The organism is Acinetobacter sp. XH1741, from assembly GCF_041021895.1.
Classification (GTDB): Bacteria; Pseudomonadota; Gammaproteobacteria; order Pseudomonadales; family Moraxellaceae; genus Acinetobacter.
In genome coordinates, this window is the sequence record NZ_CP157428.1 from 1767244 (window position 1) to 1780687 (window position 13444).

A 13444-nucleotide genomic window follows, 5' to 3' on the forward strand; every position below is an offset into this window, starting at 1 on the left:
AAACGGATGCTTAGGCATCCGTTTTTTATTTTAAGGAGCGGGGTTAGGCTGTTGTATATGAATAGCTTCAATACCTTGTAAAATCTCTGGAGAAAGCTCGATTTCAAAAGCCTGAATATTTTCCTTGAGTTGATCTAAGTTAGTTGCACCAATAATTGTACTGGTGACAAAGAACTGTTGTTTAATAAAAGCTAATGCCATTTGAGTTAAGCTTAGCCCATGTTTTTCAGCAAGCTGTGCATATTGTTCAGTTGCCCACTCGCTTTGAGGGTTACTGTAGCGGCTAAAGCGTGGAAATAGGGTAACGCGAGCATTAGCAGGACGAGCGCCATTTCTAAACTTGCCAGAAAGATAACCAAATGCCAGAGGCGAATAGGCAAGTAAACCTACATCTTCGTATTTAGCAATTTCTGACATGCCTATTTCATAAGTACGATTGAGCAGGCTATATGGGTTTTGCACACTTACAAATTTACTAACCCCTAGCTTTTCGGCCAAATGTAAAAATTTCATAGTGCCCCAAGGGGTTTCATTTGATAAACCAATATAGCGAATACGTCCGCGATTAATTTCGTCTTGTAGAGCGAGTAATGTTTCTTCTAGAGGTGTCGTGTCGTAATCGTTTTGTGCTTGTTGATTGCCATAGGCGAGCGTACCAAAAAAGTTGGTATGACGTTCAGGCCAATGTAGTTGATAAAGATCGATATAGTCCGTTTGGAGGCGTTTAAGTGAACCATCTAGGGCTTTGGCAATATGGTCGCTATTAAAGCGGGTATGGCCTTCTCGGATGTGTGTACCACCAAAGCCTGGTCCTGCAATTTTAGATGCAAGAAAAACTTTGTCTCGTTGCCCATGCTGGGCAAACCAATTGCCAATAATGGTTTCAGTTGCGCCGTAAGTTTCAGGTTTGGGTGGAACAGAATACATCTCTGCCGTATCCCAAAAATATAAACCATGTGCCAAGGCATAATTAAGTTGTTCAAAAGCTTCTTGTTGGGAGTTTTGCTCACCAAAAGTCATGGTGCCTAAACAAATTTCTGGAAGTTTAAGGCCTGTGCGACTAAGTGGGTTAAATTGCATACAGCTGAATCCTTGGAAATTTTGAGTTAGCCTAACGGAGAATATGTATTCAACTTAAATCATAAAAACCGAATAGTTTGTAAGTTTTGTGTATTAACTCATTGTTGCATATAAAAAAAGCAAACCGAAGTTTGCTTTTTATTTAATAATTACGAGTAATTATTCTTCATCATCATAGTCTTCATCGGCGACAGGCGTTTCTTCTAATGAAGCATCAAAAATCAGAATAGCTTTACCATCTGTCTGGATCATGCCTTGATCTTCTAAGGTTTTGAGTACACGGCCAACCATCTCACGTGAACATCCAACAATACGGCCAATTTCTTGACGAGTAATACGGATTTGACGACCATTTGGCAAGATCATTGCCTCTGGCTGTGATGATAAGTCGATTAGGCAACGTGCAATACGACCAGACACATCAATGAATGCAAGGTCAGTCATTTTTCGAGTTGTATTTTTTAAGCGACGGACAAGTTGCGCGAAAACGGCATAGCTGAGATCTGGATATTGTTTGCTAAGTTCGTGAAAATTGTCATAAGAAATTTCAGCAATTTCGCAGACATCACGAGTACGAACTTCAGCTGTACGTTGAGGATTCGGTTCGAAAAGCCCCATTTCCCCAAAGAAGTCACCAGGATTCAAATATGCCACAACAATTTCACGTTCATCGTCTTCACGTAAAATAATTGAAACTGAGCCTTTTAAAATTAAATATAAAGATTTTGACTCTGTTCCGGCATCAACAATTGTGGTTCGTTTTGGATATCTGTTGATGTGAGCACGTTTTAACAATGCTTTAACGGATTCAGGTAGTTGCCCCGGAGATAAAGCATCTGTGCTGAGTTGTGAAAAATTTGAAGTCATGCTTGATATGTTCCGAATAGGGTAAACAATTCACACAAGCTCGAGATGAGCTATTACACAGAAGAGATGAAATTCCTTATCAACTCATTTTATGTTAGTGTACAAAACAAGGGCCTGTTGACATTTCACAGATGGTTGCGACATAAGACGATTTTTCTAGACGTTACGAAGCAAGAACTATGGAATTTAGTCATTCTAAATAAATAGAGCTTAACAACGAAACGCACAAAAAATCTGGTCTTGCGCTGCACCTCAGATGCTTGAATCGCACCTCAGATTTTGGCTGAAATTTAACAAACTTTATTACAAAACTGGACAAAGGATTGCCCTTGTCTGTGTTTTGCGTTTTTATTTGGATTAATTTTTAGCTATTACGCAATCCATAGATGAAATGTCAACAGACCCTGCTTAAATTTATAATTTTTTTTGGGTAGTTGCAATGCAAACAAGTGTACATTGGCTAGAGAATGTTGCTTTTGAAGCGAAATCAGAGAGCGGTCACAGTGTAGTGATGGATGGCTCACCTGAGTATGGTGGTGAAAACCGTGGACCACGTCCCATGGAATTAATATTAATGGGACTTGGTGGGTGTGCTTCGTTTGATATTGTGACTATTTTAAAGAAATCTCGCCAAGATGTGACGAATGTCGTATGTCAGCTTAAAGCTGAGCGAGCAGATGCAATTCCTGCAGTTTTCACCAAGATCCATTTACACTTTGTGGTAACAGGCAAAGCGGTGAAAGAAAAACAGGTTGCAAAAGCAGTTGAGCTATCGGCTGAAAAATATTGTTCAGCGAGTAAAATGCTATCTGATGGCGGCGTAGAAATTACCCACGATTTTGAGATTATTGAAGCTGCATAATTTTATGTGAATGCCTGAAAAAGAAAAGCTAACAACCATGTTGGCTTTTTTTATGTGCAGAAGAATTAAAAAGTAAAAGGAGAATGTTGAGTGAATATCCGTTTAGCTCAATGGGAAGATACCGAGACTATATGTTATTTATTGGAACAAATGGGATATTCCCAGCCTTTAACATTGGTTCAGGAGCAATTTCAAAGATTAAGTACAGACCATAACGCCATTACATTGGTAGCAGCCGATGACCTAAATGTGTATGGCTTTTTATCGCTTTATTTTATTCCGCAAATTGCTTTAAGAGGGGACTTTGCCAAAATATGCTATTTATGTGTTGATGAGAATATGCGTAGTAAAGGAGTGGGGCATTTACTTGTACAAGAAGCAGAGCGATTAGCAAAGCGACGTGGTTGTGATCGAATGGAACTTCATTCAGGAATCCAAAGACCTTTGGCACATCAATTTTACCTCAAAGAAGGCTATGTCGAGGCGCCAAAGTATTTTCGTAAAGCTTTAAATTACTGAGTTCGGTTTAGAAAAAGCTGTGGGTCTACTCGAGCATTGTTAAGACTCATGCCCCAATGTAAATGAGGGCCTGTCACACGTCCAGTTTTGCCCACTAAGCCGAGTACCTCACCTTGATGGATACGTTGTCCCTTTTCTACTTTTATTTGGCTTAAATGGCAAAACATACTGATTAAGCCTTGGCCATGATCAATTAAGACAGTTTTACCATTAAAGAAATAGTGTCCTGTTTGAACAACTATACCATCCGCAGGTGCAACTACTTTTTGGCCTACGGGTGCTGGAATGTCGAGTCCTGAGTGGGGAGCACGTTCTTCACCATTAAAAAAGCGTTTTCTTCCAAAAGAATTGGTAAATTTTCCTGAAGTTGGACGTATAAATTTGGGTAAGCTTTGCCATGAGCTTTGAGTGAAAGAGCTATAAATATCATTTTGCTCTTTAGCTTCTTGAGCATAACGGTCTAATTGACTTTGATTAGGGTTCACATAGTCCTGATTCGTGACTTTAATCCGCTGCTCGGCATAAGGATATGATTTAACTTCTATCTGAATAGGTGCTTTATTGGTATCGAGCTGAACACTACCTAGAGGAGTTGCTAATGGAATACCTACTACAGCATAACGTTGATGGCCTTCTTGGCTGATAAGAACGGGTTTATGTTGAAAAGTAACTTGAGTAATATCTGAGCTTAAGGGAATGACTGCGATTCCACCGGGTCTTCTTGAGTCTTGTGGAAGCTCTGCCATTGCTAGAGTCGAGCTCAAAAGACAACTTGTTAATATAATATGTTTTAAACGCATTTTTAATTTCAAAATCAGTAGGGAATTAAAGCGATAAATTAAAGCTTAATCAGGCAATTCTCAATGAAGACTTTGTGAAGAGGATGGAACAGACAAAATTAAATATAAATATTTAAGCTATTTAATAAAATGTAGCCGAAGTGTACTTGAAATATATACAAAACAAACCCATATTATAATCGAGTTTTACTCATAGTATTTTTTATAACTTTATGAAAAATATATAAAAATTTATTTGAAATCCGAAAAAGTGTTCCCATCTATTAGACAAGTACAAATTTGTTGTGAGGAATAACAAGAATGCGATTTGAAAAATTTACGAACCGCTTGCAGCAAGCCCTCTCAGACGCTCAATCTTTAGCGATGGGTAAAGACCATACCGCTATAGCAGGTATTCATATTTTGAGTACTTTACTAGAAGAGCCGTCCAATATTAGCTTGTTGCAACAAGCAGGTGCACGGTTACCTGAACTTAAACAAAAGCTTGAGCAGGCTTTAAAAGATGCTCCGACCATTGCGAACCCAACGGGTGATGTCAACTTAAACCCTGAAGCAGTTAAAGCACTCAACTTGGCCGATCGCTATGCGCAAAAAGCTGGCGATGAATTTTTGTCAACCGACTGGGTTTTATTGGGTTTAGCAGAAACGGGCGAAACAAAAAATATTTTAAGTGCCGTAGGTGTAACTCCCGACAGCTTACGCAAAGTAATTGAACATATTCGAGGTAATGACAAAGTCATGAGTAATAATCACGAAGACCAACGTGACTCACTGAATAAATATACGATTGATTTAACTGAGCGTGCTTTAGTTGGGAAACTTGATCCGGTCATTGGGCGTGATGATGAGATTCGCCGTACCATTCAGGTTTTGTCACGTCGTACAAAAAACAACCCTGTACTCATCGGTGAGCCAGGTGTTGGTAAAACAGCTATTGTTGAAGGCTTAGCACAACGTATTGTAAATGGTGAAGTGCCAGAAGGCTTAAAAAATAAACGTGTTTTATCGTTAGACTTAGGTTCATTACTTGCTGGTGCGAAGTATCGTGGTGAGTTTGAAGAACGTTTAAAAGCTGTTTTAAAAGATTTGGCGAAACACGAAGGCGAAATCATCCTGTTTATTGACGAGCTACATACGCTTGTAGGCGCTGGTAAAGGCGATGGCGCGATGGATGCGGGGAACATGTTAAAACCTGCACTCGCACGTGGTGAATTGCGCTGTGTGGGTGCAACAACCTTAGATGAATACCGACAATACATTGAAAAAGATGCAGCCTTAGAGCGACGTTTCCAAAAAGTGTTGGTTGATGAGCCAAGTGTCGAAGATACCATTGCGATTTTACGTGGTCTAAAAGAAAAATATGCTACTCACCATGGTGTGCAAATTTTAGACTCAGCGATTATTGCTGCGGCGAAAATGTCTCATCGTTATATTACAGATCGTCAGTTACCAGATAAGGCAATTGACTTGATTGATGAGGCAGCTTCTCGTATTAAAATGGAGATTGACTCTAAACCTGAAGCACTCGATAAGCTTGACCGCCGTTTAATCCAGTTAAAAATGCAATTGGAAGCGGTAAAAAAAGATGAAGATGCAGGCAGTAAAGCCGAAGTTTCTCATCTTGAAAAACAGATTGCTGAGGTTGAAAAAGAGTACAACGATCTGGAAGAAATCTGGAAAGCTGAGAAAACTCTGGTAGAAGGCACTAAACAAGCTCAAGTTGAACTAGATAAAGCGCGTATTGCTTTTGAAAAAGCGCAACGTGAGGGTGATTTGGCAGAAGCTGCACGTTTACAGTATGGCGTAATTCCAGAGCTTCAAAAACAACTGGAGCAAGACGAAGTTGCAGAAGAAAACGAAGAGCCAAAACTTATTCGTACTAAAGTGACTGAAAACGAAATTGCTGAGGTTGTGAGTGCTGCAACAGGTATTCCAGTTGCTAAAATGATGCAAGGCGAGCGTGAAAAACTCCTTAATATGGAAGAGTTTTTACATGACCGTGTTGTAGGGCAAGATGAAGCAGTTGTTGCAGTGTCGAATGCAGTGCGTCGTTCGCGTGCTGGTTTATCTGACCCGAATCGTCCTAGCGGATCATTCTTATTCTTAGGACCAACTGGTGTAGGTAAAACTGAGTTGACCAAAGCTTTGGCGAACTTCTTGTTTGACAGTGATGATGCCATGATTCGTATCGATATGAGTGAATTTATGGAGAAACATTCTGTCAGCCGTTTAGTTGGTGCGCCTCCGGGTTATGTGGGTTATGAAGAAGGCGGTGTTTTAACTGAAGCTGTTCGCCGTAAGCCGTATAGTGTGGTGCTCTTTGATGAGGTTGAAAAAGCTCATCCAGATGTCTTCAATATCTTGCTACAAGTGTTGGATGATGGACGCTTAACAGACTCACAAGGCCGAGTAGTGGACTTTAAAAATACGGTTATTGTGATGACTTCAAACTTGGGTTCACAAGATGTCCGGGAGCTAGGTGAAGGTGCAACTGACGATGAAGTGCGTACAGTGGTGATGAGTGCGGTAAGTCAGCATTTCCGTCCGGAATTTATTAACCGGATTGATGAGCTTGTCATTTTCCATTCACTCAAAAAAGCACAAATTCGTGGTATTGCGGATATTCAGTTAGACCGCTTACGTTCACGACTTGTTGACCGTGATATGAGTTTAACTGTAGATGACAGTGCATTTGACTTATTGATTGATGCTGGTTTCGATCCTGTATATGGTGCGCGTCCTTTAAAACGTGCGATCCAACAACAGATTGAAAACACATTGGCTCAAAAAATCTTGTCGGGTGATTTTGTCGCAGGTGATACCATTTTAGTTAAAGGCGAAAATGGGCATTTAGTCTTCGATAAAATGAAACTCAGCTAAGCTTTTTCTGCTAAAACCGAAAAGAGAATATGGAAACATATTCTCTTTTTTTTATATTTAACTTTTATGCTGATTTGAAGAGAGGAGTGCGATAATTGAGTCTGCTACTTTTTGAGTCAAAGTTTTTAGCTTTTGTTTAGCATGACCTGATAAAAAATAATGATAATGGTAAATGCGGCCTTGATAAGAAATACAGATAAAAAAAGTGCCTACAGGTTTTTCTACGGTTTCACTTCCGCCATGTTTTAATAAACCCGTGCAACTTACAATAATATCAGCTTGTTGAAATAGGGTTTGACCCAACTTACACATTTCCTCGGTAACTTGAGGGGATTCTGCTGTGTGCAGATCTATTAACTTTGGATCGACTTTTAAAATACTGATTTTAATACTAGGGTCATAACTCACTAACCCGCCCAGTAAAATATCGGCCCCGCTATTTTTATAAATAGAAAACTGACTGGTTAAGTAGCCAGAGCTGGCACTTTCAATGAATGCAATTTTAAGTTGAAGATTTTCTAATAACTGGCAGCATTGCTGAAGCATTATTTCACCTCATATGGTGTTTATTTATAAATAAAATCAATTACAAATAAGTTACCAATTCAGATTAAGTGATTTAAGAAAGCTGTTCAAGCCTGAGATTAAAATTAATGAAACAACTGGAATATTCACAAAATACCTATGATATTTTTTGATCATAAAATAATCAGTGTTAATTGTCGGGAAGTTTCTTTATATCATTGCGACGAGGTTAAAAAGTTGCTAGTTTGATTCGATATAACAAACAATAACAATTTTAGGAAGTAGGAAATGAATAATAAACAAGGCTATATGCTGGGAATTTTGAGCGGCATGTTTGTATTATTATCAAACACATGGGCAGCTCAACCAATGACTGAAAGTGCACTTTCAACTCAGACAGGAGCGGTAACCGCATCTTTACCTGTCATTATTGCTAAAGCTCAAGATGATGCAAAAAAACCTCAAATAGAGCAGCATCAAGCTCGCAAAGAACTAGGGGATAACTATTTACAAGAAGTTCGTTGGAACTCATTAAGATCGAGTGTGTTATCGCCTTACCAAGAACAAAAACAAAATCAGGTTATCGATATTAAAGAAAAGCAAAAATTGGAAATGATTGCATTACCGGACCGAGCGGACCGTTTTACGCGTTATGACTTTGAGCCAAAAAATGTACGTGGTGAAGTTATCATTACCGTGAAGTAATGATAACTTTTTTGAAATGATATTAGTTCAGACCTAAATGCTGAATTTTCCATGCACGGTGGATTTTTTGATTGCGTTTAAAATCAAGTCCAATCGTTTCAGAGGTAATTTCTTGAACGTCATAAAGTGCTTCAATCTCTTCATCCATCTCAAAGCCACGGTAGTTATTTGAGAAGTAAAGGGTACCTTCACTTGTTAAACGGTTCATTGCACGCTTAATAAGAGAAACGTGGTCGCGTTGAACATCAAAGGTACCGTAGAACTTTTTAGAGTTAGAGAATGTTGGTGGGTCAATAAAAATAAGATCGTATTGTTCATGACCTTCTTTTAGCCACTCAAAACAGTCACTTGCAAAGAACATGTGTTGTTCATCTGCATGATCGACAGTTAAACCATTTAAAACAAAGTTTTCTTTTGACCAGCTCAAATATGTGTTCGATAAGTCGACACTTGTGGTACTGGCAGCGCCACCTAAAGCAGCATGTAAGCTAGCTGTAGATGTATAACTATATAAGTTTAAGAAGTGTTTGCCACGAGCCTCTTGAGCAATACGTAAACGCATTTGGCGGTGGTCAAGGAATAAACCTGTATCAAGGTAGTCCGTTAGGTTTACTAAAATTTTAGCTTTACCTTCTTGAACGATGAAACGTTTTGAAGCTGTACTTTGTTTCGTATATTGATTGGTACCAGTTTGACGAGCACGTGTCTTAATAAAGATAGCATCGCGGTTTAAACCGGTAACAGCACGAATTACAGCAAGCGCTAAATTAAAACGTTTTTTTGCTTTTTCAGGATCGATTGTTTTTGGTGGCGCATATTCCTGAACATGTAAACGATCACCATATAAATCTACAGCGACATTAAAGTCAGGTAAGTCGGCATCATATAAACGTAAGCAATAAATATTTTCTTTGGTTGCCCATTTTTTCAAGGCAGTCATATTTTTTTGCAAACGGTTAGCAAAATCTTGAGCTTCTTCTATTTCAACTGGTTGAGCTTGCCAGTTTGCTAAAAATGGTTGAGTTACTTTTTCTGGTTTGATTGCCCCAAAGCGAATGTAAATCGGCAACTTACCATTCATTAAACGTAAGGTTTCAGGTGCTTCAAAAGCTAAAACATCGGCTTGTTCAATTTGAGCTGCAATAATGGCTGCATATTGATTTGGGAAATGTTTTTGTAAAAGCGCAGATAAACCGAGGTACAGAGAGCGGTTTGATGCTTTATCACCTAAACGTTCACCATAGGGCGGGTTGGTCACAATAAATGCTGTTTTATGTTCAGCAGAAAAATCAGGCCAGTCAGCTAAAGTACGTTCTTCAATTTGAATTTGACCTAATACTTTTTCAAAGCCTGCTGCAATAATATTTTCACGAGTTGCTTTGATCGCTTCCCAGTCCGCATCGTAGGCATAAAACTTCGGTAAAGGTAATTCAAGAGCCTTTTCATGGCGTTCTGCAGCTTCAGCTTTTAAAGATAACCAAAGGTCGCGGTCATGACCATGCCAACCATTAAAACCAAAACGACGAACAAGTCCTGGCGCACGGTCAGTCAAAATCATTAATGCTTCAATAATAAATGTACCTGAACCACACATTGGGTCGAGTACAAGCTCTGGATGACGTTCTTTAAGCTTAGCTTTTTGTAAAATTGCCGCAGCTAAGTTTTCTTTAATCGGTGCATCCGTCATATAACGACGGTAGCCACGTTTATGTAATGAGTCACCAGATAAATCTAGGCAGTAGGTATGTTCAGTTTTACCTGCTAAAACATATAAGGTAATTTCTGGTTGTTTAGTATCAATGCTTGGGCGACGACCTACCGCTTCCATAAAGGAATCGACTACACCATCTTTTGTTCTAAGTGTCGCAAATTGAGTATTAACTTTAATTTCACGCTCTGCATGTAAGCGAATAGCGAAGGTACTTTGTGGTGCAAAAATAAGTGACCAGTCAAAGCTCATTGCACCTTCGTAAAGCTCTTCTGCTACATCACGTGCATCGTGTGTATATTCAAGTTCATACGTATGAATAGGAAGTAAAACACGAGAAGCAAGACGTGACCACATGCAAATGCGATAAGCATGTTCAAGCGTCCCTTCAATGATTAAACGTCCGGCTTTACGTTCTGTCACTTTGGTGCCAAGCTGTTCTATTTCTTCTTGTAAGAGGGTTTCTAAACCATCAGCACAAGTAATCCAATAGTGGTTTAAACGTAAAGAGGTATTCATAAACTCGATTGACCAAAACATATAAATATTAACGATGCAAAGTTTAACTTATTTTGATGTGTAAAGGTTTTTAAATTATTGCAACCTAGCACAATCTAACCAATAAACTGATTTTTAAAGATTAATACAGTAAAAGTGGTATGTATTTTGCTAACCCAATCCTATCAATGGTTATTTAATTAACAAACATAGCCAGTTTTTAAGCATTTTATTATTTTAAATTGATGGGGTAATGATAAATGAAAGACATGATGGGGAATGGTTTTATTGCCAATGCAGATGCTTTCTCGGTAGCTACACAAATATATGTACGCATGCGTAGGGTGACGGGGAGAGTAATTGATGCGATGTACGTGGTTCAAAATAAAGATTATGCAAAATATGTAATTGCGCTAGCACTAGAAATAGATGATGACGAATTAAAACGATGTGTCGAGCGATTAAGGTCTTTGACTGACACTCTACCAGAAGTTTCTCAAAAAGAAATGCTGGCTAAAGTTGAACCTAACGAAGAATCGGAAATCACGGCGGAAGAGATTTATCGAGCACAAGTTCCACATCATTATATAGGTGCATTAAGATAAACTGGGTATGGCTCTAAATTTCTGGTCAATTTAGGGCCTTATTATGTAAAGTTCTTCTGCGAAAAGAGCGGAATTCAGCTACACTATGCACGTTTTCGCGATTCGACCCATAGGAATCCATTATGCATATTGCAGCGTTGCATCAACCGAGCCAGGTTCAGCTCAATCAAGACGGAAATTTAAAACATTTTTTAACGATTGAGGGCCTTTCAAAAGAAAACCTTACTAAGATTTTAGATACCGCGCAAAGCTTTTTAGACGATAATAATAATTTAATTAACCGCCCGCTTTTAGAAGGACGGACGGTTATGAATCTCTTCTTTGAAAATTCCACTCGTACCCGTACTACTTTTGAAGCGGCAGCAAAACGTCTGTCTGCTAACGTACTGAATATTGATATTGCACGTTCAAGTACTTCAAAAGGTGAAACGTTACGAGATACGCTTTGGAACCTTGAAGCAATGGCTGCCGATATTTTTGTAGTTCGCCATTCATCTTCGGGGGCTGCACATTTTATTGCTAAAGATGTATGTCCAAAAGTCGCAATTATTAATGCTGGAGATGGACGTCATGCTCATCCAACGCAAGCGATGCTGGATATGCTCACTATTCGCCGTGAGACGAAAAAACCATTTGAAGATTTGAGTGTTGCCATTATTGGTGACATTAAACACTCTCGCGTAGCGCGTTCAGATGTAGCTGCACTTCAAACTCTTGGATGTAAAGATATTCGTGTGATTGCACCGAATACATTATTACCTGTTGGTTTTTCAGAGTATGGCGAGCATGTCCGTTTGTTTAATAATATGGACGAAGGTGTTACTGGTTGTGATGTGATTATTGCTTTACGTATTCAAAATGAGCGTATTGATTCACCAGCATTATCTTCGCAATCTGAATTTTACAGAATGTATGGTTTAAACAAAGAGCGCCTTAGCTTAGCTAAACCAGACTGTATTGTGATGCATCCAGGTCCAATGAACCGTGGTGTAGAAATCGATTCGAGTATTGCCGATGGTGATCAGTCCGTAATTTTAAAACAGGTTACTAACGGTATTGCAGTTCGTATGGCAGTATTGGCGTTGTCTATGCAAGGGCAACTTCAAGAACAAGGTTTAATTGAAGCGATTGCGTTGTAAGGAATGGATCACATGAGTATTGTAAAAATTGAAAATGTACGTGTGTTAGACCCAATCCAAAAAACAGACAGCGTACAAACTGTATATATTCAAAACGGTAAGTTAGTCGCTCGAGTTGACCAAGTTGCACAAACCATTGATGGTCAGGGCAAATGGTTAATGCCAACCATGGTGGACTTGTGTGCACGTTTACGTGAACCGGGCCAACAACAGCACGGTACGCTTAAATCTGAAGGTAAGGCAGCACGTGGCAATGGTATTTTACACGTGATCACGCCACCAGATTCAAAGCCAATTGTTCAAGACAATGGTGCCCTCATTCATGGCTTGGTTGAGAAAGCTTGGCTTGATGGTGGTATCCACATGCATATTATTGGTGCTCAGACTCAAGGCTTAAATGGTAAGCAACCAGCCAATATGGCAGGTCTTAAAAAGGGTGGGTGTACTGCTGTTTCAAATGCGAATGCTGCTTTTGAAAATGATGATGTCGTCGTTCGCACGCTTGAGTATGCAGCTGGCCTTGGTTTAACAGTGGTGTTCTATGCTGAAGAACCTCAACTTGCTAAAGATGGCTGTGCTCACGAAGGTTTTATCGCTTCGCGTCAGGGTTTGCCAATGATTCCTGCGATTGCTGAAACTGTAGCGATTGCAAAATACCTGCTTATGATTGAAGCAACAGGTGTTAAAGCCCACTTTGGCTTGTTGTCTTGTGGTGCGTCGGTTGAACTCATTCGAGCAGCAAAAGCAAAAGGTTTACCTGTCACTGCCGATGTGGCAATGCATCAGTTGCATTTGACAGAGCACTTAACTGATGGCTTTAACTCACTTGCACATGTTCGTCCACCGCTGCGTTCTGAGCAAGATAAAGAACTTTTACGCCAAGGTTTAAAACAAGGTGTCATTGATGCAATTTGTACGCATCATGAACCTTTAAGCAGTTCAGCGAAAATGGCGCCATTTGCTGAAACTCAACCGGGTATTAGTGCATTTGATACTTATGTGGCTTTAGGTATTCAGCTTATTAATGAAGGTTTGTTCGACCCACTTGAGTGGGTTACTAAAGTAACAAGCGCACCTGCACAGGCAGCGAATATGACTACACGCTGGCAAGCTGAAGCAGGCTGGGTGTTAGTCGATCCTGAGTTAAGCTGGACGTTAAGCAAAGAAACGATTTTATCACAAGGTAAGAATACTCCATTACTGGGTCAAAACCTTACAGGTAAAGTGCTTCAGACTTTTGCTGTCTAATTTGAAGG

General features: G+C 39.5%; 12 protein-coding genes and 1 pseudogene. 8 read left to right on the plus strand and 5 right to left on the minus strand.

What is annotated here, in order from left to right:
• Positions 1–30 precede the first annotated feature (30 nt).
• Entirely contained in the window at positions 31–1080 is a 1050-nt protein-coding gene (locus ABLB96_RS08385) for an NADP(H)-dependent aldo-keto reductase (RefSeq protein WP_348896717.1), read from the minus strand.
• Between the two features lie 159 nt (positions 1081–1239).
• A complete protein-coding gene (crp, locus tag ABLB96_RS08390; protein WP_348896716.1) occupies positions 1240–1947 on the minus strand; it encodes a cAMP-activated global transcriptional regulator CRP in 708 nt (235 codons plus the stop codon).
• Between the two features lie 264 nt (positions 1948–2211).
• Here crp and ABLB96_RS08395 point away from each other — a divergent pair.
• The 3 genes and pseudogenes from ABLB96_RS08395 to ABLB96_RS08405 all read left to right on the plus strand — a co-directional run.
• Positions 2212–2292 (plus strand): annotated as a pseudogene (locus ABLB96_RS08395) (hypothetical protein); the annotation flags it as partial.
• Between the two features lie 94 nt (positions 2293–2386).
• Positions 2387–2809, plus strand: coding sequence for an OsmC family protein (locus tag ABLB96_RS08400; RefSeq protein ID WP_001195082.1), 423 nt, complete (start codon positions 2387–2389; stop codon positions 2807–2809).
• Positions 2810–2899: 90 nt separating this feature from the next.
• On the plus strand, positions 2900–3328 hold the full coding sequence (locus ABLB96_RS08405; RefSeq protein ID WP_348896715.1) for a GNAT family N-acetyltransferase: 429 nt from the start codon (positions 2900–2902) through the stop codon (positions 3326–3328).
• Here ABLB96_RS08405 and ABLB96_RS08410 read toward each other — a convergent pair.
• The gene (locus ABLB96_RS08410; RefSeq protein ID WP_348896714.1) at positions 3322–4128 is read right to left on the minus strand and encodes a peptidoglycan DD-metalloendopeptidase family protein; all 807 of its coding nucleotides are present in this window, start codon (positions 4126–4128) and stop codon (positions 3322–3324) included. The genes ABLB96_RS08405 and ABLB96_RS08410 overlap by 7 nt on opposite strands.
• Before the next feature lie 300 nt (positions 4129–4428).
• Here ABLB96_RS08410 and clpB point away from each other — a divergent pair, with 300 nt between their 5' ends.
• Complete coding sequence (gene clpB, locus ABLB96_RS08415) at positions 4429–7008, plus strand: ATP-dependent chaperone ClpB (protein ID WP_348896712.1); 2580 nt, start codon at positions 4429–4431, stop codon at positions 7006–7008.
• Between the two features lie 57 nt (positions 7009–7065).
• Here the strand turns inward: clpB and ABLB96_RS08420 are convergent, their stop codons facing one another.
• The gene (locus ABLB96_RS08420; protein ID WP_348896711.1) at positions 7066–7554 is read right to left on the minus strand and encodes a CinA family protein; all 489 of its coding nucleotides are present in this window, start codon (positions 7552–7554) and stop codon (positions 7066–7068) included.
• Between the two features lie 267 nt (positions 7555–7821).
• Between ABLB96_RS08420 and ABLB96_RS08425 the strand changes: the two genes are divergently transcribed.
• Entirely contained in the window at positions 7822–8238 is a 417-nt protein-coding gene (locus ABLB96_RS08425; protein ID WP_348896710.1) for a hypothetical protein, read from the plus strand.
• Between the two features lie 22 nt (positions 8239–8260).
• On the opposite strand, the gene rlmKL is transcribed toward ABLB96_RS08425, so the two are convergent.
• Positions 8261–10465 carry a bifunctional 23S rRNA (guanine(2069)-N(7))-methyltransferase RlmK/23S rRNA (guanine(2445)-N(2))-methyltransferase RlmL gene (gene rlmKL, locus ABLB96_RS08430; protein WP_348896709.1) on the minus strand — a complete coding sequence of 735 codons (2205 nt, stop codon included), beginning with the start codon at positions 10463–10465 and terminating at the stop codon, positions 8261–8263.
• Between the two features lie 239 nt (positions 10466–10704).
• Here rlmKL and ABLB96_RS08435 point away from each other — a divergent pair, with 239 nt between their 5' ends.
• From ABLB96_RS08435 to ABLB96_RS08445, 3 genes are all read left to right on the plus strand, one after another.
• Complete coding sequence (locus ABLB96_RS08435; RefSeq protein WP_348896708.1) at positions 10705–11049, plus strand: hypothetical protein; 345 nt, start codon at positions 10705–10707, stop codon at positions 11047–11049.
• A gap of 122 nt (positions 11050–11171) precedes the next feature.
• Entirely contained in the window at positions 11172–12188 is a 1017-nt protein-coding gene (locus ABLB96_RS08440) for an aspartate carbamoyltransferase catalytic subunit (protein ID WP_348896707.1), read from the plus strand.
• Between the two features lie 12 nt (positions 12189–12200).
• The gene (locus ABLB96_RS08445; RefSeq protein ID WP_348896706.1) at positions 12201–13436 is read left to right on the plus strand and encodes a dihydroorotase; all 1236 of its coding nucleotides are present in this window, start codon (positions 12201–12203) and stop codon (positions 13434–13436) included.
• Positions 13437–13444 lie beyond the last annotated feature (8 nt).